The sequence below is a fragment of the Anaerobacillus alkalidiazotrophicus genome, from assembly GCF_001866055.1.
The window spans coordinates 31778-57140 of record NZ_MLQS01000019.1; the positions used below are offsets into that span (position 1 = coordinate 31778).

25 protein-coding genes, 2 pseudogenes, 1 riboswitch and 1 other annotated feature are annotated in these 25363 nt (G+C 33.3%); of the genes and pseudogenes, 18 read left to right on the top strand and 9 right to left on the bottom strand.

The window, feature by feature from the left end; genetic code table 11:
* Positions 1 to 56 precede the first annotated feature (56 nt).
* The 7 genes from BKP45_RS13695 to BKP45_RS13720 all read left to right on the top strand — a co-directional run bounded on the left by BKP45_RS13695 (position 57) and on the right by BKP45_RS13720 (position 8656).
* Complete coding sequence (locus tag BKP45_RS13695) at positions 57 to 635, top strand: sigma-70 family RNA polymerase sigma factor (RefSeq protein WP_071390258.1); 579 nt, start codon at positions 57 to 59, stop codon at positions 633 to 635.
* Complete coding sequence (locus tag BKP45_RS13700; protein WP_071390259.1) at positions 632 to 1696, top strand: DUF3600 domain-containing protein; 1065 nt, start codon at positions 632 to 634, stop codon at positions 1694 to 1696. The genes BKP45_RS13695 and BKP45_RS13700 overlap by 4 nt, the downstream gene beginning before the upstream one ends.
* A gap of 622 nt (positions 1697 to 2318) precedes the next feature.
* On the top strand, positions 2319 to 3326 hold the full coding sequence (locus BKP45_RS13705) for a 2-oxoacid:acceptor oxidoreductase family protein (protein ID WP_139193836.1): 1008 nt from the start codon (positions 2319 to 2321) through the stop codon (positions 3324 to 3326).
* A gap of 19 nt (positions 3327 to 3345) precedes the next feature.
* A complete protein-coding gene (locus BKP45_RS13710; RefSeq protein ID WP_071390261.1) occupies positions 3346 to 5655 on the top strand; it encodes a thiamine pyrophosphate-dependent enzyme in 2310 nt (769 codons plus the stop codon).
* A 102-nt stretch (positions 5656 to 5757) separates the two neighbouring features.
* Positions 5758 to 6001 (top strand) — a binding site (T-box leader).
* Between the two features lie 245 nt (positions 6002 to 6246).
* The gene (locus tag BKP45_RS22605) at positions 6247 to 6393 is read left to right on the top strand and encodes a hypothetical protein (protein WP_169824123.1); all 147 of its coding nucleotides are present in this window, start codon (positions 6247 to 6249) and stop codon (positions 6391 to 6393) included.
* Positions 6390 to 8060, top strand: a complete 1671-nt coding sequence (locus tag BKP45_RS13715; RefSeq protein ID WP_071390262.1) for a 2-isopropylmalate synthase — start codon at positions 6390 to 6392, stop codon at positions 8058 to 8060. Before BKP45_RS22605 ends, BKP45_RS13715 begins: the two co-directional genes overlap by 4 nt.
* 383 nt (positions 8061 to 8443) lie before the next feature.
* The gene (locus BKP45_RS13720; RefSeq protein ID WP_071390263.1) at positions 8444 to 8656 is read left to right on the top strand and encodes a hypothetical protein; all 213 of its coding nucleotides are present in this window, start codon (positions 8444 to 8446) and stop codon (positions 8654 to 8656) included.
* A 446-nt stretch (positions 8657 to 9102) separates the two neighbouring features.
* Here the strand turns inward: BKP45_RS13720 and BKP45_RS13725 are convergent, their stop codons facing one another.
* Positions 9103 to 9573, bottom strand: a complete 471-nt coding sequence (locus BKP45_RS13725) for a hypothetical protein (protein WP_071390264.1) — start codon at positions 9571 to 9573, stop codon at positions 9103 to 9105.
* Between the two features lie 580 nt (positions 9574 to 10153).
* Between BKP45_RS13725 and BKP45_RS13730 the strand changes: the two genes are divergently transcribed.
* The 4 genes from BKP45_RS13730 to BKP45_RS13745 all read left to right on the top strand — a co-directional run bounded on the left by BKP45_RS13730 (position 10154) and on the right by BKP45_RS13745 (position 13391).
* The gene (locus BKP45_RS13730; protein WP_071390265.1) at positions 10154 to 11119 is read left to right on the top strand and encodes a DUF4097 family beta strand repeat-containing protein; all 966 of its coding nucleotides are present in this window, start codon (positions 10154 to 10156) and stop codon (positions 11117 to 11119) included.
* A gap of 93 nt (positions 11120 to 11212) precedes the next feature.
* Positions 11213 to 11671: a hypothetical protein gene (locus BKP45_RS13735; protein WP_071390266.1), complete on the top strand. Its 459-nt coding sequence runs from the start codon at positions 11213 to 11215 to the stop codon at positions 11669 to 11671.
* A gap of 280 nt (positions 11672 to 11951) precedes the next feature.
* Positions 11952 to 12122 (top strand): hypothetical protein, encoded by a 171-nt coding sequence (locus tag BKP45_RS22610; RefSeq protein ID WP_169824124.1) that lies wholly within the window; start codon positions 11952 to 11954, stop codon positions 12120 to 12122.
* 423 nt (positions 12123 to 12545) lie between these two features.
* Positions 12546 to 13391: an SDR family oxidoreductase gene (locus BKP45_RS13745; protein WP_071390268.1), complete on the top strand. Its 846-nt coding sequence runs from the start codon at positions 12546 to 12548 to the stop codon at positions 13389 to 13391.
* A gap of 139 nt (positions 13392 to 13530) precedes the next feature.
* On the opposite strand, the gene BKP45_RS13750 is transcribed toward BKP45_RS13745, so the two are convergent.
* A complete protein-coding gene (locus BKP45_RS13750; protein WP_071390269.1) occupies positions 13531 to 13842 on the bottom strand; it encodes a DUF5634 family protein in 312 nt (103 codons plus the stop codon).
* A 235-nt stretch (positions 13843 to 14077) separates the two neighbouring features.
* On the opposite strand from BKP45_RS13750, the gene BKP45_RS13755 reads away from it, so the two are divergent.
* The 4 genes and pseudogenes from BKP45_RS13755 (at position 14078) to BKP45_RS13770 (ending at position 16146) form a co-directional block, all read left to right on the top strand.
* The gene (locus tag BKP45_RS13755) at positions 14078 to 14269 is read left to right on the top strand and encodes a YbxH family protein (RefSeq protein ID WP_071390270.1); all 192 of its coding nucleotides are present in this window, start codon (positions 14078 to 14080) and stop codon (positions 14267 to 14269) included.
* 18 nt (positions 14270 to 14287) lie between these two features.
* Positions 14288 to 14539, top strand: coding sequence for a sigma-G-dependent sporulation-specific acid-soluble spore protein CsgA (locus BKP45_RS13760; RefSeq protein WP_071390271.1), 252 nt, complete (start codon positions 14288 to 14290; stop codon positions 14537 to 14539).
* A gap of 115 nt (positions 14540 to 14654) precedes the next feature.
* Positions 14655 to 15428: pseudogene (locus BKP45_RS23040) on the top strand (nucleotidyltransferase domain-containing protein).
* A gap of 76 nt (positions 15429 to 15504) precedes the next feature.
* Positions 15505 to 16146 carry an HAD-IA family hydrolase gene (locus BKP45_RS13770; RefSeq protein ID WP_071390272.1) on the top strand — a complete coding sequence of 214 codons (642 nt, stop codon included), beginning with the start codon at positions 15505 to 15507 and terminating at the stop codon, positions 16144 to 16146.
* A gap of 12 nt (positions 16147 to 16158) precedes the next feature.
* On the opposite strand, the gene BKP45_RS13775 is transcribed toward BKP45_RS13770, so the two are convergent.
* The 3 genes from BKP45_RS13775 to BKP45_RS13785 form a co-directional block, all read right to left on the bottom strand.
* Positions 16159 to 16371 carry an aspartyl-phosphate phosphatase Spo0E family protein gene (locus BKP45_RS13775; protein WP_071390273.1) on the bottom strand — a complete coding sequence of 71 codons (213 nt, stop codon included), beginning with the start codon at positions 16369 to 16371 and terminating at the stop codon, positions 16159 to 16161.
* A gap of 537 nt (positions 16372 to 16908) precedes the next feature.
* The gene (locus tag BKP45_RS13780) at positions 16909 to 17316 is read right to left on the bottom strand and encodes a hypothetical protein (RefSeq protein WP_071390274.1); all 408 of its coding nucleotides are present in this window, start codon (positions 17314 to 17316) and stop codon (positions 16909 to 16911) included.
* Between the two features lie 256 nt (positions 17317 to 17572).
* Positions 17573 to 17833, bottom strand: coding sequence for a DUF1292 domain-containing protein (locus tag BKP45_RS13785; RefSeq protein ID WP_071390275.1), 261 nt, complete (start codon positions 17831 to 17833; stop codon positions 17573 to 17575).
* Positions 17834 to 18139: 306 nt separating this feature from the next.
* Here BKP45_RS13785 and BKP45_RS13790 point away from each other — a divergent pair, with 306 nt between their 5' ends.
* Positions 18140 to 18397: a hypothetical protein gene (locus BKP45_RS13790; RefSeq protein WP_071390276.1), complete on the top strand. Its 258-nt coding sequence runs from the start codon at positions 18140 to 18142 to the stop codon at positions 18395 to 18397.
* A 520-nt stretch (positions 18398 to 18917) separates the two neighbouring features.
* Positions 18918 to 20381, top strand: coding sequence for a PAS domain-containing sensor histidine kinase (locus BKP45_RS13795; protein WP_071390277.1), 1464 nt, complete (start codon positions 18918 to 18920; stop codon positions 20379 to 20381).
* 116 nt (positions 20382 to 20497) lie between these two features.
* On the opposite strand, the gene BKP45_RS13800 is transcribed toward BKP45_RS13795, so the two are convergent.
* The 3 genes and pseudogenes from BKP45_RS13800 to BKP45_RS13810 all read right to left on the bottom strand — a co-directional run bounded on the left by BKP45_RS13800 (position 20498) and on the right by BKP45_RS13810 (position 22776).
* A complete protein-coding gene (locus BKP45_RS13800; protein WP_071390278.1) occupies positions 20498 to 20746 on the bottom strand; it encodes a hypothetical protein in 249 nt (82 codons plus the stop codon).
* Between the two features lie 64 nt (positions 20747 to 20810).
* Complete coding sequence (locus tag BKP45_RS13805) at positions 20811 to 22202, bottom strand: RNA-guided endonuclease InsQ/TnpB family protein (RefSeq protein ID WP_071390279.1); 1392 nt, start codon at positions 22200 to 22202, stop codon at positions 20811 to 20813.
* A gap of 35 nt (positions 22203 to 22237) precedes the next feature.
* Positions 22238 to 22776, bottom strand: a pseudogene (locus tag BKP45_RS13810) (recombinase family protein).
* Positions 22777 to 23061: 285 nt separating this feature from the next.
* Here BKP45_RS13810 and BKP45_RS22615 point away from each other — a divergent pair.
* Entirely contained in the window at positions 23062 to 23211 is a 150-nt protein-coding gene (locus tag BKP45_RS22615; protein ID WP_169824127.1) for a hypothetical protein, read from the top strand.
* A gap of 280 nt (positions 23212 to 23491) precedes the next feature.
* On the opposite strand, the gene BKP45_RS13815 is transcribed toward BKP45_RS22615, so the two are convergent.
* Complete coding sequence (locus tag BKP45_RS13815) at positions 23492 to 24553, bottom strand: AbrB family transcriptional regulator (protein WP_071390280.1); 1062 nt, start codon at positions 24551 to 24553, stop codon at positions 23492 to 23494.
* 519 nt (positions 24554 to 25072) lie between these two features.
* Positions 25073 to 25155: riboswitch (cyclic di-GMP riboswitch) on the top strand.
* Positions 25156 to 25363 lie beyond the last annotated feature (208 nt).

Sequence of the window (25363 nt, forward strand, 5' to 3'; positions counted from 1 at the left end):
AACGAAATCTCGATTTCTTACCAATATGGTGTGTAAAAAGAAAAGGAGGATTGATTATGGAAGAGGCAAATGATATAAATCAGCTCATAGAACTAGTATTGTCTAAAAATCAACAAGCGTTCGGTGAACTTTATGAACGTACGATTCATGACGTTTATAGAACCGTTCATTTTTTACTAGATGAAAAAACAAATGTAGATGATATTGTTCAAGAAACGTATATTCAAGTTTATAAAAATCTTAAAAAGTTCGATAAAACGAAACCTTTTAAGCCTTGGATCACTGGAATTGCCATTAAACAAATTCACTCTTATCGCAGAAAAAGTTGGATGGGACTTAGGATACTTAAAAAGTTTGAAAGAACAGAGCCAAGAAATGTCATAGATCAGACAGACGACCTAATTGATAAAATATCCAACAAAGAAATCTATGAGCTTGTAAATTTGATACCGTACAAACTAAAACAGGTGATTATTCTTCATTATTTAAACGAATATTCTCAAGAAGAAGTTTCCGAAATTTTGAATATCCCACTCGGTACTGTGAAGTCAAGAATTAATGCCGCATTAACAAAACTACGGCAAAAAGGTCATAGTAATCAAAATCTTTTTGAGGAAGTGAGGAATGCACAATGAACTTTGAAAAGACGGTAAAACAATCTTTAATAGAAAAAAGTAAAGAAGTAAATCCCCCTCAAAAGCTGAAACAAAAAGTATTAAATAAAATTGAAATGAACAGTGGTTTAAATAAAATAAAAAAACGCATAGTAGCGGGTTTGATCGTAATTTTCTTAATTATTCCTACTAGTGCGATTGCCTACCAAGCCTATTTAGCTGACGAATTATATGGTTCATTTGAAAATGTAAAAAACCATTTTGCTTCTGCAACAATAGACAGCTATATGTTATTGAATGCTAAATTATTACAAGTAAAAGGTGAACTTGGAAAAGAAGAATTTCAACAATTTAAAGATCATTTAAAAATAATAACAGGTGTAAAAATAGATTACGGAAATCAATATGGAAACATTGACTTTGATTTGCTTCCTCAAGACAAAGTTGAGGAGATAAAAAATGCAATGATGGTTGTACAACCGTATTTTGATAGATTAAATGGTCATGAGTCTAGTAATGATATGTTATCTGCTGAGGAATATGAATTATATATTGAAGCGCTCATGACGTATGAAAAAATACTAGTACAAAGCGGGATTAATCCTAGTAAAAGCTTTGAAAATACAGATGTTAAACCTGAATTGCTTGACCAATTTCTAAATGCTAGAGGCATAATAAAGGATGTCGATAATAAAATTATGACAATAGCAAGTGATAGTCCCTTCCCTATCCCTAATTTCTCGATAAATAATCAAAATATTGAAGTGGATTATGTAGTACTTACTTATCTTGGTTCAGACATTCATGGTAATGATAGTAATGATAGTGAAATACTTCTTGAACTTGCAGAGCGTTTACAACCAATTGGCGTTACTCCTAGTGCTATTATGGAAGTTACTTTTGATGAGCAACCCCAGACAATTGAATTTCAAATTATGAACATGCAGAGGAATATTTATAGTAAAGGTTCATTAGAAGAACTTCAATTACCGACAGAAAAGGGCGATTACTTAATTGTACTCCTAGGTGAGTGGGGTGATGAGAAAGCCTCTTATTCATTTATAGCTAAAGTTATAGATTGATATAGGGACATTAACATCGACAGTCAATTTCCATTTTGGGAATTGGCTGTTTTGATTTTTTTGAATAAGGATAGACCAATAGACGATTTAGGGAATGAAGGTGTAAACAAAGATTTGAGAAAATACATTATCATTTATTCTTCGCTAAAGAATTAAAGTATAAGTGGTTCTTAAATTAGCCGACGCATCAACAAGTTACTAACTGAATGGGTGCAAGATCTCTTCCTAAGAGGGGTTCATATTTTTCTAGGGAAAAAGGGACAGGTACCTTGTCCCAAATGAATTTTAGGTAGCCTAACCTGTCCATCTTTATAGAGCAGTGATGTCGCTCACCGCATACTAAAAAAATAATGAGATTTAACAAATTATCCTTTTTTTTCATAATAAACCTGTCCTATGTTGCACATTCTGTTACAACACAATAAAAAACTGTACTATACCAACAAGTAGTATAGACTATATATTTTAAAAGTTAAATGCCCTATAAAATTTATTGTAGGAAAAATAGTATAAGTTTCTGTTGTTCTCAATTTCGTATGCTGTTACAATAAAGTTGTAATTTTAAAAATATTTTAAATATTTAAGTATCGAAATGTGTTTTTTAGAGATGGGAGGGCTATGTTTGGGAAAGTTACCAAAAGTTAATGAGTTAGGTTTTTATGAAATCCGACTTGAATCGATTGGAGGATTAGGAGCAAACTTAGCAGGAAAACTACTTTCTGAAGATGGCGTAGTTGGAAATGGATTAAATGGAGTAGGTTTTTCTTCTTATGGGTCAGAGAAAAAAGGATCACCAGTGAAAGCACATATTCGTTTTTGCGATCCTAAAACAAACATTCGAGATAATACACCGATTGAACGTCCCCATGTTATAGGTATTTTTCATGATGCACTATTTAAAACGATCAACTGTACGAGTGGGATTTATCCCGATAGTACTGTTCTGGTCAATTCACTAAAATCCCCAGACGAATTAATGAAATTAATGAATATTCCAAGCGGAAGCATTGCCGTTGTGGATGCCACTGGAATAGCTTTAGAAGAACAAACGAAAGCAAATACCGCAATGTTAGGTGCACTTTACCGAATTTTAGACTTCCTAGATCCTGAATCAATGAAAAATACCATTCGTCGAACATTTCAAAATAAATACCCCCATCTTGTTGAACCAAACATTCGTACATTTGAACGCGGGTTTAGTGAAGTCGTTTTTCAAACCTATGAAGCGAAAGAGGAAACCGTTTTACAATCATTCTCAAGGCATGAACCTGTCCTTGGATACGAAACACAACCTCTCGGCGGGATGGTAACGAATCCCGGAAACAGTATTTTAAAAGATTTAAGTATTTCTCGTGTCGGAATGCTTCCGCATTTTCATGATGATAAATGTATCAATTGTGCAGCCTGTGATACAGTGTGCCCTGACTTCTGTTTTGTATGGGAAGAAAAACCAGATAAAAAGGGACGTACGCAAATGTTCCTAAAAGGAATTGACTATCAGTATTGTAAAGGCTGTCTCAAATGTGTTCATGCTTGTCCTGTTGATGCCCTAACAAGAGAACGTGAATACAATGACGGTTATGCTGAAAAAAATCGTGTACCTCATTTATTTGATTTAGCAACGAAATAAACAGAAAGGTGGGAGAGGGATGTCTGTAGAAACTAACAAAGATAAAGTGAATGTACCAGGGGAAATTGAACAGAGTATCGTTTTTGAATCTGGAAATGAAATGGCAGCGTTTGCAGCTTACCAAATCAATTATCATGTGATGGGCTATTATCCGATTTCTCCTTCAACGGAAGTTGCTCAGTTTCTTGATAGTATGAAGGCTAAAGGCGAGCATGATATCGTATTAATTCCTGCAGATGGCGAACACGGTTCAGCAGGAATATGCTACGGAGCTTCAACTGGTGGAGGGCGTGTTTTTAACGCTACAAGTGCAAACGGATTTTTGTATATGCTTGAGCAGCTGCCCGTTCAATCTGGAACACGCTTTCCAATGGTTTTAAACTTAGTCAACCGTTCAGTATCTGGACCATTAAATATTCATGGCGACCATTCAGATCTATATTTTGCCTTAAACACAGGGTGGCCAATTTTGATGGCTCGTGAACCGCAAATGGTTTATGATATGAATCTAATGGCGATTAAACTAGCTGAAGATCCTGAAGTTCGCCTGCCTGTTATCGTGTCGTTTGATGGCTATTTTACTTCTCATCAAAAAAGACGCGTACAAGTGTTTAAAAATAAAGAGGATGTACATCAGTTTATAGGTGAACCACCGACAGGTTTTCTTCATGCATTAGACCGAGAAAATCCAGTGACAATTGGACCATATATGAATGAACCAGATTATATTAATAACTGCTTCCAGCAGTCTGAAGCCATGTACAAAGCAGAAAAAGTATACGAAAGAATTGCTAAAGAATATGGAAAATTAACGGGAAGAGATTATCCTGTTCTTGATCTATACCGAATGGATGATGCCGAGGTCGCTGTTTTTATGTTAAACTCTTCAGCCGAGGTTTGTAAGGATGTAGCGGATCACTTGCGTTCACGTGGTATAAAGGCTGGAGTGATTTCTCCAAATATGATTCGTCCATTTCCACAAAAACAGCTGGCTGAAGCATTAAAAAATGTAAAAGCAGTAACAGTAGGCGACCGTGCAGATTCTTATGGCGCTCATGGCGGAAATATGGCCCTAGAATTACGAGCAGCACTCCAAGTATACGGGAATGTTTCTACCAAGGTAATTAATCGAATTTATGGTTTAGGTGGTAAAGACTTTTATGCAGACGATGCAGAAAACTTTTTTCAATTAGCAATCGATGCCGCTGATACTGGCTATGTGGAAAAATCATTTGATTACTTTGGCCACCGACCTGGGAAGGCAGAATATGCCCCTAAGAGAGTACTAAATCCAATGAAAAAGGAAGATTTGAATTCTGGATTAATTAAAGTGGCGAGAGATGAGAGTACTGGTAAGTTAAAGGTCCGAATCCCACCATTACGCAGTTTAACGAAAAAGCCAAAACGAATTGCTTCTGGTCATGGTGCATGTCCAGGCTGCGGAATCTTCTCAGGATTAGAATTATTCTTTAAAGGAATTGAAGGGGACATTGTGACCTTATTCCATACAGGATGTGCAATGGTAGTGACAACAGGGTATCCGTATAGCGCGCATAAAGCGACCTACATTCATAACTTATTTCAAAATGGTTCGGCAACATTATCTGGATTGGTTGAAATGTTTCATGAAAGAAAGCGAAGAGGTGAGTTTGAACAATTAGGATTAAGTGATGACTTTACTTTCGTTATGGTTACTGGTGACGGTGGTATGGACATAGGAATGGGTCCGGCTATCGGTACTGCGTTACGAAATCATAAAATGATTATTCTAGAATATGATAATGAAGGTTATATGAATACTGGAAGTCAATTATCGTATTCAACTCCAATGGGACATATGACGAGTACTTCAAGTGTTGGTAACTTTCAAAAAGGAAAACCATTCCACCATAAAGATACCGCACAAATTATGGCTGCAACACATATTTCGTATGTTTTCACGGGAACAGAAGCCTTCGATCGTGATTTACTACAAAAAGCAGCAAAAGCTCAATGGTATGCCCAAAATGAAGGGCTTGTTTATGGGAAAATTTTAATTACTTGTCCGTTAAACTGGAAATCAAAAGACGAATTAGGGCAAACCATTGTAGAAGCTGCTGTTAACTCCTGTTTCTTCCCGCTTTATGAGGTTGAACGAGGCGTTACGACCATCACGTATAATCCTGAGGAGAAAAAGAAACGAATTGACGTTTCCGATTGGTTAACGCTGATGGGGAAAACGAAGCATTTACTAAAAGAAGAGAGTAAAGAAGTGCTTCAAATGTTCAATGATGAAGTAGAACGCCGCTGGAATCAGCTTAAAGCAAAACATGAAAGTCCTTATTTATAAATAAAATGGGACAAAAGGGACAGAGAAACCTGTCCCGCTGTTCCATAAATTTAGTATTGACAACTCGAGTTTATCGATATATTATATTATTTAATTTAATAAAAATAAGCAAAGATTGGAAATAGTAAAAGGATTGATAAACTTGTCAGAGAGCCGATGGTTGGTGAGAATCGGTAGTTATAACCTTTGAACTCATCCAAGAGCTACTCCCTGAATATAATCAGTAGGGGATGTCGGTTTTCTACCGTTATCTAGATAGGTGGTGATAGCCACCGAAAATGAGTGGGTTAATATTATTATGATTAATCAATTAGAGTGGTACCGCGAGTAATGCCTCGTCTCTATATTTTTATAGAGACGGGGCTTTTTTACAGTATCAGAATTTATAAGTTTCTAACTTAGAAACTGTCTAGCTTCAGCGCCTACGAGCTCGGTCACTTCAGTCAAGCAACTGACTTCAATTACCGCTTGAAATTCTTCGTTGATTAGCTTCATGCAGCTTTGCTTCGAGGAAGCTTACTACGAAGCAGTACTTGAAGACGCAGAAGCACGTAAGAAGCCAAAGAACGGCTTCTGTCAAAGGCCGCCCCAGTGAAGCTACTACTTGGATTACTTCGAAGCAGCTTTGCAACGAGCAAACGAAGTGGCACAGGAGCAGCTGCTCGTGACCAAGGCGCTTGCGCTTTTTTTATTTTAATAAACAAACAATTATTAATGAGAAGGTGGGAGTCAGAATGAAAAATACGAATAAATATTCTAGAGGTTACTTTATGCCCCCAGTACAAAGCTTGAAATGGACAGAGAAGGAGTATATTACAGAAGCTCCTACATGGTGTAGTGTGGATCTTCGTGATGGAAATCAGGCTTTGGTCGTCCCGATGAGTCTAGAGGAAAAGTTAGAATATTTTCAGTTGCTTTTACAAGTAGGTTTCAAGGAAATCGAAGTAGGTTTTCCAGCTGCTTCTGAAACTGAATTTGCTTTTTTACGTACATTAATTGAAGAAAATTTGATTCCGAATGATGTGACAATTCAAGTTTTAACACAGTCAAGAGAACATATTATTAAAAAGACATTTGAAGCGTTACAGGGTGCAAATAAAGCAGTGGTGCACTTATACAATTCCACATCTGTGGCACAGCGTGAGCAAGTATTTAGAAAATCTAAGGAAGAAATTATCGATATTGCAGTAACTGGGGCAAAAATGCTTAAGAAATATGCTGCTGAAACTGAAGGGAATTTTCAATTTCAATATTCTCCAGAAAGTTTTACGGGTACAGAAATGGAGTTTGCGCTTGAAATTTGCAATAAGGTACTTGATATTTGGCAGCCGACAGCTGATAACAAGGTAATTATAAACCTACCAGCTACTGTATCAATGTCCATGCCTCACGTTTACGCAAGTCAAATTGAGTATATGAGTGACAATCTAAGCTACCGTGATAATGTCATCCTATCACTTCATCCACACAATGACAGAGGAACTGGGGTAGCAGATGCCGAGCTAGGGATGCTTGCTGGAGCACAAAGGGTCGAAGGAACATTGTTTGGAAACGGAGAAAGAACAGGGAACGTGGACATCGTAACGCTTGCATTAAACATGTTTTCACACGGGGTAAATCCAAAGCTGAATTTTGAAAATATCCCTACCATTATTTCCAAATACGAAAAATTAACAAGAATGAAGGTTCACGAAAGACATCCATATGGTGGTGAACTTGTCTTTACTGCATTCTCAGGTTCCCATCAAGATGCCATTGCAAAAGGTATGAAATGGCGCGAGGAAAAAGAATGTCAGTATTGGACTGTACCTTATCTATTAATTGATCCTATGGATATTGGAAGAGAATATGAAGGAGATATCATCCGAATTAACAGTCAATCCGGTAAGGGAGGGATCGGTTATATTCTTCAGCAAAAATATGGAATTGATCTACCTTTCGAAATGCGTGAGAGTTTTGGATATAGTGTAAAAAATGTATCAGATCATCAGCACAAGGAACTTATGCCGAATGAAATCTATAACATTTTCATCAACGAATATGTGAATATTAATACCCCTATAGAATTAATCCGTTACAAATACACTCAAAATGGTCATTATGAAACGATCATATCGATCCGGATGAATAATGAAGAACATGAATTTACTGGTGTGGGAAATGGAAGGCTTGATGCTATCAGTAACGCACTTAAAACCAAACTGGGTATCGGTTATACGGATTTGGTCTATAAGCAGCATGCGTTAGAAATAGGCTCAGGATCAAACGCTGTATCTTATGTAGGAATTACCGCAAAGAATGGTGCTGTATATTGGGGGTGCGGAATTGACACTGATATTATGACCTCTTCAGTAAAAGCTCTGTTTAGTGCCGTTAACAACATGGTATCGAGCTTACAACGATAAATTACAGGATGTAGATGCTGATTTTCTTATTCGTATGAACAAGGATGTTCAAGGATTTAGATTAAAAATCAACAAGATAGAGGGTAAGGCGAAGTTAATTCAAAACCATCCATTTGACCGTCAAAAACTTGTCATCAATCACTTGGAACAGATTTCATGTAAAATCGGCAAGGATACCCCCACTTCAATCGTGTGAAGGGCATAGCCCAACGATAAGTTGGGGAGGAATTGCCGTCAGATACGGTATGGTACGTTAAAATCGTAAGATTTTGTACCATATTAAGTATCTGAAACTTCCACCTTGTCACTCCTTTCTCTATTTTAGTTATTTAACTTTCACTAAAATTTTGGGATAATTTAGTTAGTGAAAGGTGGTGAGGGTAATGTCTACAATTACCGCAAAAATACAAATCTATGTTTCTGACAATCAAACTGAAAGTCTAAAAATAACAACTAATGCTTATCGTAAGGCTTGTAACTGGTTATCGAAACACATATTCGAAACGAAAAATCTAAATCAAGTAAAACTTAACGATTTGTACTATAAACAACTACGCAATCTATTTGATCTAAAAAGTCAAATTTATAAAAAGTAATTCACACCAAGAAAAGCGCAAGCGCCTTGGTCACGAGCGATAGGCGCTGGAGTTAGACAGTTTCTAAGTTAGAAATTTATAAATTCTGGTGTATTAAAAAGACTTGGAGAAAAAATTATCTCTAAGCCTCATAATAACTATGTTTGCTAATTTTTTATCCCACTAGTTCAGCTTTATGATACAGGTTCCGCTATTTTTGAAAAATTCGATCTAATTAAACTTTCGCGGACATCAGATCTCTTATTTGATCAAAATCATTAAAAGAATGACATTATAAGATTAAATAGCGGATCCTCTGTCCGCGAAATCTAAAATTTGCGTGTTATTTTCAAAATAGAGGATCTACTGTCCGTTAAAAAAGCAAATTTTTGCTTAGTAAACTAAACTATTGATTTTCATCAATTCCTTATGATCTCTAATAGATTTGGTGGTTAGGTTTTTCTGGATTAGTCAAATTTCTTGAGTGGGAATTCTGCAATTACTTTTGTCCCGTCTAAAAATAATAATGTTGAATCAAATGCATATTTTTTTACTTTCTCCAAATCTGAGTCATCTTTTATTTGATACTCGACACTAAAGGTTGTATCGACACCAGGCTCTAAAAAACCACTTGCTCCTCCGCCTCTAAACATCATTTTTTTATATTTCGTATTATCATCCATTACCATTAATGATGCTAACTTTTTATTTGGTTTAATGACAATCTCGAATCCATAATAGTAATGCCCAGGATAATCAAATACGGGAACTAATCGGGTACCTGTTAGATTTTTTATCTTTATATCATAACGTAGTATGTGCTCTGCTTTTATTAGCGTCGTTTCTACATCAGTTATTTCAAGATCATTTTGACTTTCAAAGCCAGTTAACATTAATAAAAACAAACAGATTAACATAAATACAAATAGTTTTTTCAAAAAGATCATTCCTCTACAGTAATTTTCTGAATTATTTTTTGAAAATAATATTCTCTTTATACATTTCTTTCTCTTACATAATTGGAATTTGTTATGAATGATGTTTTATTAGGAGAGATTTTATGAAGTTAACAGAAGAACAAATGATAACGTTAAAAACGAGTATGGAAAAAAATACTTCTCTACTTATTGAAATCTTGAATTAATTAAACTCTGTTGAGGCTCTAAGACCACCTGATTTTAATGTTAAGATAGCTACTTATCCTTAGCCAGTTAATGTGTATTACCTAAACTAACACTCAGTGTGAAATAAACGAAAACCCCACCACTGATTGAAGTTCAACTTAATAATTTAAGCTGACAAGTTGCATTCTTTCATCTTTTTCATTTGATAAATCTAAAGAGCGATATGTTTCGATCTCTAATCATTCGTTGCTTGATATTAAGTTATAAGCCTTTAGTCTTACAATAAATATATCTGAAGTTCATTCTATCTAATAAGAAAGGAAAGTAAACTATATATGAACGAGAGGCTATCGGAAGAATGACGAGGCACTATAAAAATTTAGGAGGAGCATAGATGAATAAAGTAACATTTTTAGGTTTATCATTAATAGTCATTGGCTTGTTTGCTTTAGTTATAACTTTTAACCAACCATTTTTTGGATTGTTTTCGGATAAAGTTGTGAATATAAATGAGTATGAAGTGATTGACGGAAGAAACATATCAAACATCGATGTAAGCATCTCATCACATCCAGTACTTATAAAACCTACAAAAAATAATGACATAAGGATTGAGTTTGAAGGTAAAGTAAGTGAAAAATATAAAAAAAAATTTACTCTTGAAGTGAAAAAAAATAATGATATATTGCAAGTTGGGATGAAAAATAAAAGTCCAATAAGAACCGGATTTAATTTTAGAGCTACGAGAATAAATATGCAACTTAACATTTATGTTCCAGAAAAGCTTTACGATTCTATTAGTATCAGTTCTTCATCAGGGAAGGTTATCGCAACAGATTTACAAGCTAAGAACTTTGATATAAGAGCAAGTTCAGGAAAAATTGAAGTTATAAATTTATTTGTAGAAAAAAATCTTAAATTAGAAGCTTCAAGTGGTCGAATTGAGGCAAAAGATAGTGTAGCAACGTTTCTAGCTGTTACAGCAAGTAGTGGAACTATATCTTTATCAAATGTTATTACGGAAAAGTTAGCGGTTACTTCTTCTTCTGGAAGAATTAATTTATCTGACATTGAAGGAGATATAATTGCTAGTTCGAGCTCAGGTGAAATTACGATAGTAAACGAAGAACTAACTAATGATATTACAGCAGATACCTCAAGTGGTAGTGTCGAAGTAAAGTTTACTAATTCGCCAAGCTCAGCCATTATTGACTTCCTAGGAAGCTCGGGTAATGGAAATGTTCATATTCCTGGTATGAATTTTGAGGAAAAGTCGAATAATCGTATTTTAGGAACAATTGGTTCAGAAAGTCATAAAGTAAAAGTTCGAACCTCATCAGGTAGTTTTTATTTGAAGTGATAAATTTACAAGGTATCTTAGTAAATTATGGCTCTTCCCAAATCGGTTTTAGTATGTTAAATATTAAATAAATATGATTTGAGGGAGACAAGAATGAAAAAGCTATTTATTACATTCTCAATTATTGTTTGTCTTGTCGTTTTAGGAAAGTATGCTTATGATTTTTTTATTAATGTGGTATCAGATAAATTAATAGAAAACGTAATTAATGATTTATTAGATGATCAGATTGTGGATGAACTATTAAGTAACTCTGAAATTACTGAGCTAGTTAAAGAGTTTATGGAAAACCATCAGATAAATCCAACACAAGAAAATCTTGAACATCTACCATTTTCTACAAAAGAAGAGGGAGTTAAAGTTATTTTGAATAATTTTTCTATTAAAGAATTGAACGATATTTCAAATCAGTTTCAAATTGCTTTAACGATAGATGAACAACTTCAATTAGTAGACCAATTAAAAGACCGCTTTTCTGATGAGGAGCTATATGCATTAATGATCATAGGAGTTGAAGAGTTACAAAAGGAATTAATTAAAAGAAATCCTTAATATATTCCGAAAAAAATTAAATAATATATACGAGAGCCCTAATTTTCAAAGGCTCTTGTTTTTTATAGTATCAATATTTATAAATTTCTAACTTGGAAACTGTCTAGCTCCAGGTGCCATCGGCTCGATCACTTCAGACCTTCTCTTTCGGTCAAAAACCCGACCGCTACGAGCCGGTCTTCCAGTGTTTGTCGCCGATAGGTGGGCGCCTTGCGCTTTTCTTGGGTAAAAATTATTCATACGATTTTGGAAATAATAAAAACCTAAAGGAGGGTTTGAAATGAGTAAACTAAATAATGAAGCGGCACCAAATAACAATATGACACCTGGAGATATAAAAGCTTCAAAATATGTCCCGAAAGAAGACCATGAGTTTTCTGAAGAGCTTTCCGATGGTGGGGAGCGTGATGAAATAATAAAAAAACAGACGAAGGGTGTAAGACTTATTTAGTTGTAAATAAGGGAGTAAGGACGAAAAATCAGAGATCCTTACTCCTTTTTTCTTCTCACTCTTAATTGTGTAGTCAGTGTACATAAGAATTCAATAAGAATACCAAATATAATTGACATTTTATAGTAGTGGTGTTAACTTAAGCGAAGTTAACTTATTGTATAAACGACACCTTATCGGACTATTTCATCCTAGCCTAAAATGGAATGGAATGTAAGGTTAGGTTTTCTTTTTGCAGAAAAAATTTATTATAAGGAACTGTGATAATTTTTTGCAATTGTACTATAAAGAAAATCTTTATTTAATATTTATGCTTAACTACCTAAAAGGAGCTACATTTAGTATCAAGACTACCGAAAATAAGCAATTATGAAATTTATTAACTAATATATATTTAATAGATTTAAAGAAAGAGTGACGAAAATGGAAAAAACGATTGTGTTGATAACCGGAACAAACAGTGGGTTTGGTTATTTAGCTACGCTGCATTTAGCTAAACAGGGTTACTTTGTTGTTGCTACAATGCGAGACTTAAATAAAAAACATTTATTAATAGAAGAAGCCAAGAAAAACAATATATTAAACAATATAGATGTTTTACAATTAGACGTTACCAAAGATCAAGAAATTAATGAAATAAAAAACTATGTTCAACAAAGATATCATAAAATTGATATTTTAATTAATAACGCAGGTTACTGCTGTGGGGGGATGACTGAACTTCTCTCCATTAACGATTGGAAATATCAATTAGAGACAAACGTCTTAGGCGTTGTCTCTGTTACAAAAGCTTTTTTACCTATGATGAGAGAAAGGAGGAAAGGAAAAATCATAAATATTGGCAGCATTAGCGGTCGTTTTGGTTTCCCTGGTTTGGGGGCTTATGCGACATCGAAATTTGCCTTAAGTGGTTTTAGTGAATCACTTCGATTGGAATTATTACCTTTTAATATATATGTTAGTATCATTGAAGCTGGTTCTTTTCAAACGGATATTTGGAAGAAAAGTTTAAGTGAAGTTCAACTTCCAGAGCAACAAGATTATCATGGTTTTATGAAATTAATTTTTAATGAAGCTAATAAAACAGCTAAAAAAGCCGCAGACCCAAACAAAGTTGTTTTATTAATTGAAAAAATATCTAAAGCAAGAAATCCAAAGCTACGTTATCAAGTAGGGAGCGGAGTAAAGTCAATGATATTTTGGAAGAATATATTACCTTGGTCACTACTTGAAAAAATAATATTAGTGAAATTAAACAAGCATAAGTAGATGAGATACTTTAACAATTTTCATAAATAATAGGCTAAATTAGCCTTGGAGTATATCGGTTTGTAGGAAATCTCAAGAACTTGTTAATACTGGCTGCCTATATAAAATAAGCAGCCGTTATCGTTAAATTATTTTAAATTTAATGTTTAATTCCTTCTTTAATATAGTCGAAAACATCGTCAAGGTTGTTATAACCTGTGGAGTCTCCTTCATCACACTCGATTACCCATTTAGAGTCAATTGGTGCTAATTTACCTTCATGATTTTTTTTAAATGGTTGGTGAATCATGTAAACATCACCGTTCTTACGTATTGTAAAGCCAAAATAGTATCGATCATCTTCGCCTTCTTCTTCAAATACTCCAATATCTTCTAGTTCATACTGGTCAATCATGCTTGGTAATGATTCAGTCATTTCACGAATGATAGCTTCTCTTGATATAAAATCCATTTTCATACCCCTTTATTAGTTTCTTTTACACTTTTAATATGCTTTAACTAGGTAATATTTATTTAATTTATTAAATACAACAAACTATATCTAGTTTGTACGATTAATGCGCCTAGATACAGTTTTCAAAATACATTTTAGAACACTCATTAAAATACTTGTATATGAACGATAATTTTTCATTTTTGAGTCATAATAATTATATTGTTGAATGATAGTAAAGGAGTTGTATGGATTGGGAGCGATCGATCGAAATGGTTATCGATTTGAACCAGAATACAGTGTGATCAGTCAGGTTGGAGCAGTACATGTCTATAAAAGTGGTACGTATGTTGAAGAAATAAAATTTCAATTTCAAGGAGAGTTTCCTGAAACAGAACAAATAGAAAAGATTGTTGATACATATTGTAATCAACACAATATATAATAATTGGAGGTAGTACAGATGGATGTAACATTAGGATATTTACGTGAGTCTTTATCTAATTACACAGAAAAATATGAAAGTTGCCAACAAATTTATGCTAAGTTAAAAGAAAATCAGTATAAAGACGAAGGTGAATTTGTTAATGATCTAAATGAGGCTGAGATGGCAGTATTAGATTTAGTGTTAAAAAATGAAATAAATTATGCAAAAAAAGAGCAAGATGATAAAAGAGCTCACGAACTTAGCGAAGTGTATGAATTACTATTTTAGAAAATGGAATTTTGATTTAAAATAGATGTTGAAAAGGAGACGGTGTCATAAGTGCACTGTCTTTACTATTTTAATTAGTAAGTTTCTATGTGAATAAGAATGAGGTAAATATATTATGGAAGACCTTATAATGTCTACATTAACAAAACTAGAAGAGGTACATCGTATTAAAGTTATCTTTGCCTGTGAAGCAGGTAGTAGAGCAGCTGGCTTACATACGTCACTGAGTGACTTTGATGTTCGGTTTATATACATAAAGCCAATTGATTGGTATTTATCAATTGATTCCAAAAATGATGTGTTATCATTTCCTATAAATAATAAGTTAGATATACATGGTTGGGATTTACGTAAGGCACTTTATCTAATGAAGAAATCAAATCCAACATTGTTAGAATGGCTTTCATCATCCGTTGTATATTTGGAAGATCCTATGATTGTGGCAGAACTAAGAAGAATTATACCGTGGATGTATTCTAGAAAAACATGTTTTTTCCACTATTTGAATATGACTAAGAGGAATTAGGTATGTAAACGTAAAGGTAATGAGGAAATAAAACACTATATTAACGTGATTAGACCATTACTTGCAAGCCTTTGGTTAGAAAAAAATAACTCATTCCCACCTATTGAAGTCAATGAGTTAATAAATGGAATTGATTTATATCAACCAATAAATAAAGAAATCGAACAACTCATTAAAAGGAAGAAAGGAGATGAAAGCGAGGGTAGTATTCATTTTGATATTGTTAATTTGTACATTGAAAGCGAGTTAGAGAGATTATCAAATCAAGCTTTTCCAAATGATCAAGGACTAAATCAATCTACTTTTCAATTAGATGAAATATTTAGGTTAGCATTGATAAGATCGTGGGATATAAAAATATAAAACATTCCTGCTTATCAACACGGTTTTAAAGACCTTTTAGTCTTGGGAAAGGACGACCAGAGAGGAAGTATTATATATGATAAAGTACATTATTTTTGATTTTGACGGTACATTAGTAGACTCCAAGGATATAGCTATTTCAGTTATAAACCAATTAGCGGTTAAATATAACTATGAAAAGTTAACTCAAGAAAAAATTGAGAAATTAAGAAAAGTTTCAATTAAAGAACGGTGCAAAGCCCTTGGATTTCCTTTATATAAAATTCCATTTGCCGTTATTGATTTTTTAACTCTTTATAAAAAATTCACACATCAACTTATTCTTTTTCCAGGAATAAAAGATATGCTTGAAAAGTTAGTAGGCAGCGGATATAGATTAGCGGTTATTTCTTCTAATACTGAAGAAACGATTAGAGAGTTTTTTAAAAATAGAGGTATCTATTCAATCGATGAGGTTTATTGTTCAAATAATGTTTTTGGAAAAGCTCAGGTTATAAAAAGATTTTTGAAAAAGCATAAATTACATCCATCAGAAGTTCTTTATATTGGGGATGAATTACGAGATATCGTCGCTTGTCGACAAGTATCAATCAAAATCATTTGGGTAAACTGGGGTTTTGATTCTATTGAAGTGGTAGATATAGTGAGTCCAGATTATGTTGCTTCTACTCCAAATGATATTATTACAAGCGTATCATTCATTAATCATCCTCTATAAGTAAAGTTATTTTTAAATACTCATTAGCTGTATTATGAAGTAAGATAGGATAACATAAGTTTTTGAAGTGTAATTTTTTAATTTATCGTATAAATTTAATAAATCATCTAGTTCTTGACTACATTTTATAGTTTGTTTTGATGAAATCCCATAGTTTAATGATATTTGAAGCATTTCACGACGTTTTTCTTCAATTTTTTCTATTAAGCTCAAAGTATTTAACATATGTGTCACTCCCTTTAAAACAGATAGTATTATTATCCTATATATTTGATAGTGAATTAATGGGTAGTTTTGTCTAAAGTGTGAACAAATAGTGAAGATAGTTCATAAGTTTCAGTACTAGAGATCCTCACCCTACCAAAAGACTATAGATACACGTTAGGTGAATTGAAAAGCGGGACTAATTTCATCGTTCGTTATTCTCGTCACTGTTACGATGGGCCTTTCGAAAATAGATTTAGATTTGAACGGCTAGGTTTTGGTAGTTATAAAGGTACAATAATCAAAGAACTGCTAGTACAGAAATAATGTTTGGGCTAGTAGGTTACGATAATTGTATCCCACCCTTAAAGGCAGTAAGCCCCTCACCTCAAAACTTAAGAAAAAAGTAAAGGTTAGGGGAGAGATGAAAAAAACTAACTGATTTAAGTTTAGTAAAAAAACATGATTTTATCTTAGGAATCATCAATTAGAAAATGCATGAATTTACAAAAGGGGGTAGGGGAGAATAGCTGACTAATAAAGCCAGCTATTTAATCGTTATTGTTGTTGCATATTGCTCATTTGGTATTGTGGTTGACTAGCCATTTGATGTTGCATCTGATTAATCATAGAAGGTTGAGCTGGTTGGTGTATTGGTTGATATGAGTGTATCATGCTCGTTTGTTGATGCCCAATTTGACTTTCTATTTGATTACATGTTTGGATAATTTGTTGACACTGTCTTAGAGCTTGGTCATGCCCTTGTAAAGACTGTTGAATATATTGAACTGCTTGTCTTTCGCGTTGAAGTAATTGCTCTAACATTTGGATGTTCTGTTGTTCTTGCTGCATCATTTGTTTGTACTGTTGAGTACCTTGTTGAGTTTGGTGCATTAATTGTTGAGCTTGCTGACGACATTCATTAATTTGTTGGATCGAAGTACCTTGTGGCATCATAGTGTTCATAAGATCTAACCTCCAAATTGAATTTGTTTTTTGAAACAAGACTATTATGTGTTTTGTTTTTTTTAATATGTCTTACAAAATTTTGATATTACGTAACTATAAGTTAGGAAGTTTCTTCCATTATAAAAGGTGTTGTTTTGATGATGAAAAAGGTTTGGCGAAAGCTGATGATTAGTTATTCTTATGCCCGTGGTATAAGTTAAACTAACAATCAGTGGGGGATGAAGGAAAACCCCCCACTGATTGAAGTTCAGCTTTATTGGATTTCTGTCGGCTCTGCCTCTACTGCGAGTTCATAAGCAGTTAAAATGGAGTCTCTCTCGTCTGGGTTTGTAATCCCCACTAAAAATTGTTCGTTATCTTGATCCTCAATCCTCATAAGAATTGTTTCACCATCATCCGAAAGTAAAACATAAGAGTTATCTTCCATATCGAATAACCCCTCAACATTGTAGTCCTTCATATTGCCATTTTCATCTTCAATTGTAATTTGATCTCTAATAGCATCGATTTCCATGATTTTATCACCTTCCTTAATAGACTCTTATTAATTTTTCCTAGCTAATGAATTTCATAATTGTTTATTTTTGCTACTCTGATACTAAATGTTGTTGAATAAAGATCGTTTCCAACAACATTTAGACTTATGTAGCACCATTTAGTTATGAATTTTACTCAGTAAAAGTTGAATCAAGAAATTTTTACTTTTTACGATCAATCGAATAAATTCGGTATATCGGTAAAAAATAATTCATATCTCGTTATTGTAGTGGTAATACTTATAAAATCAGTGTTGTTTAACTTTATAATCAGGAGGAGCAGTATGGAACAAAACTCTTTAACTTACTTTGAAAAGTTAGAAAAGCTTTATATATTAACCGAAACTCGTCAAATATTACGTGATAAAGTTGCTGAATTAAGTGTCAGTAATGAAAACTTTGACAATATTAATGTAGATCTAACAAAAATTGAAGAAGAAATAATGTCTTATACAAATGGACATCCACTAGAAAATTTAGACTTTTCTAATACTTCATTATTGAACCCTGCAATTATCTCTCTTTATGAAGAACCTGAATAAGTAACAAGTGCAATAAATAATTGTAATATTACAATTATTCAGAAGGAAATGCAGTGTATCGAGCGATCCGAGGAGAAGTTGAAGAAGGAAGTTAACGAGACGACCATGTGCCATACACCCGGTTCATAATACATTTATTTGTCATTATGGAAAAAAACGAAAACAACTCAAATGAGATTTATGAACTGTACTTGAAAAGTTTACGAAATGTCATAGGGATAGGAAATATCCTAAAGTAGAATTTTCAAGTTATTAACTTTTAAGAAAAGCGAAGGCGCTGAAGCTAGACAGTTTTCAAGTTAGAAATTTATAAATTCTGATTATGGAACATAAAGGGACGAAACCACTTGGTTTCGTCCCTTTTAAATGATAAATGCAAAGTCATGTTTTCTACTCAATTTAGTAATTTACAAAAAAGTACTTTGGCTTCTTGTTGAAAAACACTATGGACATAGTGTTTTTCTGTGGTGCATAATAGAAAAAAGACAATAGCGTACGAACAGGAAGAGAGGAAAATGAATTGAATTCTACAAACGCTTTTAGTAATTTTACCACTGATATTAAATATGCATTAGATGCAACTACAATAATCGCTATAACTGATTGTAAAGGTGAAATTATTTATGTGAATGATAAGTTTTGTACCATATCAAAATACACCCGTGAAGAATTAATCGGACAGGATCATCGAATCCTTAATTCAGGTCATCATCATAAACAATTTTTTCACACAATGTATAAAACAATATTAAAAGGGATTGTATGGACCGGTGAAATTAAAAATAAATCCAAAGACGGAACGTACTACTGGGTTCATACAACGATCGTTCCTTTTTTAGATAAACATGGGAAACCGTATCAGTATATATCAATTCGCACTGATATTACCGACAGAAAAGCTACTGAAGAAAATTTAAAAAACACATTAAAAGTATTAGCAAATACTAATAAAGAATTGGCAGATATAAAACACGCATTAGATGCCTCTTCGATTTTAGCAATTACTGATAATAAAGGAATTATTACGTATGTGAATGATACATTTTGTGAAATTTCAAAATATAGTCGTGAAGAATTAATAGGTCGAAGTCATAGCATATTAAACTCTAGCTATCATCAACCAAGCTTTTTTAAAGACATGTGGAAGAAGATCGGAAAGGGTAATATTTGGAAAGGTGAAGTGAAAAATGTTACGAAAGATGGAAAGGAATATTGGGTAGATACGACGATTGTTCCTTTTTTGAATGATAAAGGCAAACCTTATCAATATGTTGCAATCCGTAAAGATATTTCAGACAGAAAAAAAGTTGAAGAAATGATATTAAGGTCTGAAAAACTAGCACTTATTGGAGAACTAGCAGCTGGAGTAGCGCATGAAATTCGTAATCCTTTAACCTCGTTAAGGGGATATACAGAATTTTTAAAAGATGAAACGATAGAAGAAGAAAAGCAACAATATTTTGACATATTATTAGATGAGATTGAGCGGATTGATTTTATTGTAGACGAGTTTATGTTATTAGCTAAACCAAAGATCTTAAAATTTAATCAGAAAAATCTAATTTCAATCCTTAATCATACTATAACATTCCTTAAAACAGAGGCTAAATATAAACGAGTTGTAATAACAACTGACTTTAATTCAGACGAGATTATTGTCGAATGTGATGAAAACCAGTTAAAACAAGTATTTCTAAATCTTGTTAAGAACGCGATTGAAGCGATGCCAACTGGAGGAAATCTTTATATTAGAGTAAGGCAAAATAAAAAAACGGTGAGTATTGATTTTCAAGATGAAGGTGTGGGTATACCAAAAGAAAAGTTACAACATCTTGGAGAACCATTTTATTCGACAAAAGAGTATGGAAATGGTTTAGGATTAATGGTTTGTTTTAAAATAATTCATGATCATAAAGGTACAATTTTTGTAGACAGTGAGGTTAATCATGGAACAACTTTTACCATTACAATACCCAATTTGTAAAATTTAGTTGAATTTTTCTTGTACTTAAGAGTCGTATTTTTAAGTGAACCCTGGAGTATTATTATACTTCAGGGTTACATGTAAACCTTAAAAGATTATTGAACTTTTTGAATTTTTTACTGAGTTTTTAGTTTATGTTTTACTTTTCTTAATACTTTATACACGAATGTTCTTATATCTACCTTTATGGGTTCGTATGTTTGTTTAAAAGTGTCAGCATTGCATGGATATTGCGTACCATCAGCATGTGTTATTAAATAATCTCCCGCCTTACCAGTTAATGTTCCTTCAGCCGTTTCAATAGTTATTGGGCTAGTAATTTTAACAGCTTCTACAATGACTGGCTTTCTTCTAAATTTTGGCATGTTAACTCACCGCTTCCCTTAACTCACCTAAAATTACTCAAAGTTGAGCATATCTAGATAATATTTAAGAGGAACTCTTCTTCAGGCGAAGAGTTCTTTTAATTTCTCCTAGTGACTCATTTACACTAGCCAGTTGACGGTATTTTCCACGGACAATAGATTGTCGTTTCCAATCCCACCAAACCGTATATGTAGGGGATTTCACGCCTACATAGCCCAAGCGTGGCAATAATTTTCCTTCTTTCTTACCAATATTAACAACGCTGTTCATATCACGATACATTGTTGTTTCACAACTTTTACACGTAAATACTCGTACATCAGGTTCTTTCTTTTCGTGATGACCACAAACACAACACGCTTTCGTAGTGCTTGTTTCATCAACTTTTGTATAATATTTTCTATTCTTTTCTTGAACCCATTCAAGGATTTTACGAAACTGTCCAATTGGTGTTTGATTTAACATGGCACGTTTCATGGAACCATGCTTTGCAACGTCTGGAGTTGGTACATAATCACCAATCAAAATATGGTCGTACTTCTTACTGAAGTAATGAGCATAACTGTATAACACTTGCTTAATTTGTTCTCGCCGAGTGAGTTCAGCTCGCTCTAATGCACGATTCAAATAATTCCAACGCTTGCTTGGTTTCCAATACTGTGTGTTTGGTGTTGTAACTAAACGGGCAAAACGTTCGCATTTATCACGTTTTGATTTTATTTGGTCGATACGCTTATCCCAATACTTTAGTGTTGAAGATAACGCTTTAAGCTCGTAAGAACGTCCTTTATGATCTATACCAACAGCTAAATTCTTGTGGTTAGGGTCAAAAACGATATAAGAGTTTTCCTTAACCATTTCTATTCCTTTTGAGTTTTCAATCGTAAAAATAGCATAATACCCACCAATATCTTTCGTGATACGAAGTGTTTTAACCTTTTCGTTCTCTCCGAGAGCCAACGGTTCTACTAAAGTAACTACTGTAGACAATTGTTTCTTTATTTTTTTATCTTTTTTCTTTAATTCTTGATGTTCTTCAACAGATAATTTTCCGAAAGTAATAGATAATTTACCTTCATCAAGGAGTTTAAACCCTTTGTTCGGTTCATCGTAAAAAAGAGAAAACCATTTCTTTTTCCAAGAACGAAATTTTGGTTTTTGGTTATCTAATTTTTGATCGAAAAATCTATCATACGCTTCTTTTAAACGTAAGGCTGTATTTTTCAAAGGAGATGAATGAACTTTGTACAAAAACGGAGATTGTGCTTTAATTTTTGGAACTTTGTTCCTTAAATTACGCCCGTTTAATAGTTTTTCCTGTCTACCATTTTTATAATCTTCTTCTACTAATTGAAATAATTGATTGTATAACCAATTGCACATTTTTGATTGTCCATCTAGCTGTAATTCTTGTTCTTTTGTAGTGATTAACTTATTTTTTCGGTTGAATATCACAAATTTTCACCTCCCTTAACTAAGTTCATTGTAAGTCATTCTCTTAAAGCACTTTCAATAGTTTCCTTGACTTTTTTAGTTTTTTTACTTCTGCTTCCATACAACCTACTACTAAAAACAGTAATGATAGATAGTATATCTTCTACCAACTCTTGTTCGTATGTTTTATCTTCGCTGTGGTTTATGATCTCGATTTCCACATTGTGAAATCCTTCACATATTTGCAACTTTATTGGACTCTATCAAAACAATCAACTCTTTCAATCCTTTTTTGTTGTAATTTAATCCACTACCTAAATTTGAAAGAGTAACCATTAGCAGTGCAATATTGACTAACATTTTGAACTTGTCTTTTCAAGTCATCTTTTTGGTCTGTAGAAGAAACCCTACAATATCCTATAGTCATTTTAGGATTTTTAACTTTATTTTTATTAACGTTAGATAAATCTTCGGTAGTGTATCTCCTGTGCCCTCCGGAAGTTCATGTTGAAGTAATTTTATCTTCTTTTTCCCACCTACGTAACGTGGAACTAGAAACCCCTAAAATGTTTGCGGCTTCTTTTAGTGTATACATGAAAACACCTCCTATAAAACCATTTTATAACAACCTATTAATTATTTGAATAAAAAAACCTTACCTAAAATAGTGAATTTTAGATAAGATTAAATATTTTTAACTAAACTGTTATAGAGCCCCCTATTAACCCCCTTAGGACAGAGTATTCATTATATAAAAAACCGTGACACTCTAGTAAGTATAATAACGAAATCATTTGGAATAATGATAAAGTATCGTTTTACTATTTTCGTGAAAACCGAGCAGAATAATATTCATTAATTTTAAAAATGAGGTGTTTACTTGAAAAAAAAGTCTTCAGAAATTAATAAACTAAAAAATAATCAGCAAGAACCACATTCAATAGAAATTAGTGAAACAGGGTATGGTTACGTTCCTACAGATTCAACTACTGAAGCTGAAAAGATCAATCAAATTGAGGATGAAAATTAAATAAAGTAACTTCATACAACATTTTTTTGGCACATAAACTGCCCCTAAAGGTTCGATATAGAATAACTTTCATCGGCCGGCGAAAGCTGATGATTAGTTATTCTTATACCCGTGGTATAAGTTGAACTTCAATCAGTGGGGGCTGAAGAAAAACCCCCACTGATTAAAGTTCAGCTTTAATAACTTCCACTTAAGAAAAGTTAATCAAATGATTTGTTCTTAAGGGTCATAGACCCCCACCTCTAAGCGTAGCGAAGCTAGAACGAGTTCTCTTGAGGTGTTATGCCGCGTTTTGTATTTCCGCTTTTTTAAAATACCATTTTATAAATGAAGGGACAAATATAACGATTACAAGGATTCTTGTTAATTGTAGGGCACTAACTATGGCAGGGTCCCCACCGATAATAGAAGCTGTTAACACCATTTCAATTAAACCTCCAGGAGCAATACTCAAAATAGCCGTTGACAGATTTAGAGTAGTAAAGTGTGCTAACAATCCTCCTAAACCAAACGAAACAAAAATAAGGGCAAGAGAAACTCCAAAATAAACGAAACAATATTTCCCGCCTAGTCTCAAGTCGCTAAAAGAAATATTTTTACCTAATCCAATTCCAACTGCTACTTGAGCTAAAATTAATAAAAAAGGGGGAAGGGTTGATAAGCTGATTATACTAATGTTCATAAGTGCTGTAATTAATAGTGGTACTATTACTGTCCCGGCTGGTAATTTGTTTCGAAATAATATTCCCATAACTACAGGGATTACAAACCATAATAAATTCCAATTTCCAAAACTAAACACCGTTGCTGTTGACCACTCATAGCTAGAAGAGCTTCGTTCATTGAAAATATAAGTAATCGTACTTGGTACCAGAAATAAAACGGTAAGTAACCTAACAGTTTGAAAGATTAATACAAATGAAGATTTAGCATTTAGAGCTTCACTAGCAATTACCATTTCTGTAAGCCCACCTGGAATAGAACCGAAAGCACTAGTAATGTTATCGACATTTATCCACCTAGTTACAATTGAACTTAGGAAAATACTGAAGAGTATAAGGAGGAAGGTTGCTATTAGGTAAGGGAGAAAATAGGGACCAACTGTTAAAAATGTTTCCTTTGAAAAATATAACCCAAAATAAATACCTAAAATAATTAACCCACTATTTTTTATGGAACCAGGCCAATATGACTTTCGCTTCATCAGTCCTTGCCAAACCATAACAAGCGTTAATGACCCTAACATCCATGGTAGTGGAAAATGGATGATACTAAATAAGTATCCACCAATAAAACCGACAACCGCAGTTTCGAGAAGTCGGAAAACGTATGTACTTCCCATGAAAATAACCCCTTTAATGATAATTAATACTATCAATTATCGAAAATTTATTAATGAGATTGTATCATAATTGTATCATAATATTCACCTTTACGTTTATCCCACTCTTAAGGGGCAGTAAGACCCCCACCTCAAAACTTAAGGAAATCAAAAAGTTTAGGTGGGGGATGAACTGCCCCTAAAGGTCCGATATAGAATAACTTTCATCAGTGAAAGCTGATGATTAGTTATTCTTATGCCCGTGGTATAAGTTAAACTAACAATCAGTGGGGGATGAAGGATAACCCCCACTGATTGAAGTTCAGCTTTATCGAAATAAAGTATTTCAGTATCAACGTAATTAATGAATTTGATTATCCATCATTCTCTCCACTAATATACTATTTAAGTCATTAATTAAATTCACTCACTGCTTAGAATAATTAAAACTTGCGATACTTTGGAAAAACATTGAAATTTTATATCTTTGATTTATAATAGTAAAAGTAGTTAGATAGTATTACGTCTTTCTACTTACTCAGTTGAAAAAGGCAAACTTACTGAAAAGTAAGGACGCAAAGCTACGGGTCTAAGGTTAAAACTATGATCGCCGGGTTGCCAAAATTTTAAGTTTTTTTATTGTTTTAAATTTTTTGGCTATTCTTAATTGGAATAGTCTTTTTTTATACACTTGTTAAAAGTATTAAATTAGACCTATCTATTAGACTCGTATTACTTATACAATTACAAATTTATCCCACTCTTAAGGGGCAGTAAGACCCCCACCTCAAAACATAAGAGAATCAAAAAGTTTAGGTGGGGGATTAACTG